General features: G+C 52.2%; 1 protein-coding gene. It reads left to right on the top strand.

What is annotated here, in order from left to right; translation table 11 throughout:
* The first annotated feature begins 107 nt into the window (after nucleotides 1–107).
* On the top strand, nucleotides 108–2,993 hold the full coding sequence (locus A3SI_RS21340; protein WP_009057825.1) for a COG1361 S-layer family protein: 2,886 nt from the start codon (nucleotides 108–110) through the stop codon (nucleotides 2,991–2,993).
* The last annotated feature ends 50 nt before the right edge of the window (nucleotides 2,994–3,043 follow it).

Raw genomic sequence — 3,043 nt, 5'->3', positions numbered from 1 at the left:
GGTAGACTGCGAACSTAGACAGATGGAACGATTATCTCGAATATCGCAAGGTAGAGAGTCCTACGGATCCAGACACACCAAAAGAGTCTGATCCAGACGAGACGCCAGTGGATAACGGAAATCGTGCGATGCTGATGTTAGAGAAGTCAGCTCCGATGACCGTGATTGCGGGTAACAACTTGACCTATAGCTTCACGCTGACGAATACGGGAGCGGGACCAGCGCGCAATGTTGAAGTACGCGACCGCATTCCAGCAGGAGTGAACTTTGTGTCGGCCTCCATGGGAGGAAGCCTGGTAGGTGAAGAAGTAGTTTGGAGCCTAGGAGAACTAGCTGCAGGCGCAAGTGTGACCTTGACCTTAGAGGTGATGGTACCGGCGAATGTGGCGATGGGTACTGTGATCAGTAATATGGCGCAGGCCGCTAGTCCAGACGATGTGAATAGTCCGGTGAACAGTAATGGAGTAGATGTTACGGTAGAGACCTTAGCAAATCTGGCCATTATGAAGCGTTCGGATACACCGGTGGCGATTGCAGGTGAGAACTTGGCGTACACGATCACGGTGACGAATAATGGACCAAGTGATGCACAAGAGGTAGTGGTAACGGATCCGATTCCGGTAGGAACCAGCTTTGTAAGTGCAGACATGGGCGGCATGCTGGCCAATGGCCTTGTGACTTGGAATGTGGGTACTATCCCAGCAGGCGAGACTGTGACCTTAAGCTTGGTAGTGCTGGTAGATGCGAACCTAGCAGATGGAACGATTATCTCGAATATCGCAAGGGTAGAGAGTCCGACGGATCCAGACACACCGAAGGAGTCTGATCCAGACGAGACGCCAGTGGACAACGGAAATCGTGCGATGCTGATGTTAGAGAAGTCAGCTCCGATGACCGTGATTGCGGGTAACAACTTTACCTATAGCTTTACGCTGACGAATACGGGAGCGGGACCAGCGCGCAATGTTGAAGTACGCGACCGCATTCCAGCAGGAGTGAACTTTGTGTCGGCCTCTATGGGAGGAAGCCTGGTAGGTGAAGAAGTAGTTTGGAGCCTAGGAGAACTAGCTGCAGGCGCAAGTGTGACCTTGACCTTAGAGGTGATGGTACCGGCGAATGTGGCGATGGGCACTGTGATTAGTAATATGGCGCAGGCCACTAGTCCAGACGATGTGAATAGTCCGGTGAACAGTAATGGTGTAGATGTGACGGTAGAGACCTTAGCGAATCTGGCCATTATGAAGCGTTCGGATACACCGGTGGCGATTGCAGGTGAGAACTTGGCGTACACGATCACGGTGACGAATAATGGACCAAGTGATGCACAAGAGGTAGTGGTAACGGATCCGATTCCGGTAGGCACCAGCTTTGTAAGTGCAGACATGGGCGGCATGTTGGAGAATGGCATCGTGACTTGGAATGTGGGTACTATCCCAGCGGGCGAGACGGTGACCTTAAGCTTGGTGGTGCTGGTAGATGCGAACCTAGCAGATGGAACGATTATCTCGAATATCGCAAGGGTAGAGAGTCCGACAGATCCAGACACACCGAAAGAGTCTGATCCAGACGAGACGCCAGTGGACAACGGAAATCGTGCGATGCTGATGTTAGAGAAGTCAGCTCCGATGACCGTGATTGCGGGTAACAACTTGACCTATAGCTTCACGCTAACGAATACGGGAGCGGGACCAGCGCGCAATGTTGAGGTACGCGACCGCATTCCAGCAGGAGTGAACTTTGTGTCGGCCTCTATGGGAGGAAGCCTGGTAGGTGAAGAAGTAGTTTGGAGCCTAGGAGAACTTGCCGCAGGCGCAAGTGTGACCTTGACCTTAGAGGTGATGGTACCGGCGAATGTGGCGATGGGCACTGTGATTAGTAATATGGCGCAGGCTGCTAGCCCAGACGATGTGAATAGTCCGGTGAACAGTAATGGTGTGGATGTGACGGTAGAGACCTTAGCAAATCTGGCCATTATGAAGCGTTCGGATACACCGATAGCGATTGCAGGTGAGAACTTGGCGTACACGATCACGGTGACGAATAATGGACCAAGTGATGCACAAGAGGTAGTGGTAACGGATCCGATTCCGGTAGGCACCAGCTTTGTAAGTGCAGACATGGGTGGTATGCTTTCCAATGGCCTTGTGACTTGGAATGTGGGTACTATCCCAGCGGGCGAGACGGTGACCTTAAGCTTGGTAGTGCTGGTAGATGCGAACCTAGCAGATGGAACGATTATCTCGAATATCGCAAGGGTAGAGAGTCCTACGGATCCAGACACACCAAAAGAGTCTGATCCAGACGAGACGCCAGTGGATAACGGAAATCGTGCGATGCTGATGTTAGAGAAGTCAGCTCCGATGACCGTGATTGCGGGTAACAACTTGACCTATAGCTTCACGCTGACGAATACGGGAGCGGGACCAGCGCGCAATGTTGAGGTACGCGACCGCATTCCAGCAGGAGTGAACTTTGTGTCGGCCTCCATGGGAGGAAGCCTGGTAGGTGAAGAAGTAGTTTGGAGCTTAGGAGAACTTGCCGCAGGCGCAAGTGTGACCTTGACCTTAGAGGTGATGGTACCGGCGAATGTGGCGATGGGCACTGTGATTAGTAATATGGCGCAGGCTGCTAGCCCAGACGATGTGAATAGTCCGGTGAACAGTAATGGAGTAGATGTGACGGTAGAGACCTTAGCAAATCTGGCCATTATGAAGCGTTCGGATACACCGATAGCGATTGCAGGTGAGAACTTGGCGTACACGATCACGGTGACGAATAATGGACCAAGTGATGCACAAGAGGTAGTGGTAACGGATCCGATTCCGGTAGGCACCAGCTTTGTAAGTGCAGACATGGGCGGCATGTTGGAGAATGGCATCGTGACTTGGAATGTGGGTACTATCCCAGCAGGCGAGACGGTGACCTTAAGCTTGGTGGTGCTGGTAGATGCGAACCTAGCAGATGGAACGATTATCTCGAATATCGCAAGGTAGAGAGTCCGACAGATCCAGACACACCGAAAGAGTCTGATCAGACGAGACGC

This window comes from Nitritalea halalkaliphila LW7 (assembly GCF_000265075.1).
In the GTDB taxonomy this organism is placed as follows: Bacteria; Bacteroidota; Bacteroidia; order Cytophagales; family Cyclobacteriaceae; genus Nitritalea; species Nitritalea halalkaliphila.
Note: the sequence above shows the minus strand (reverse complement) of the source record. Positions and strands in the feature narration are given on the sequence as shown.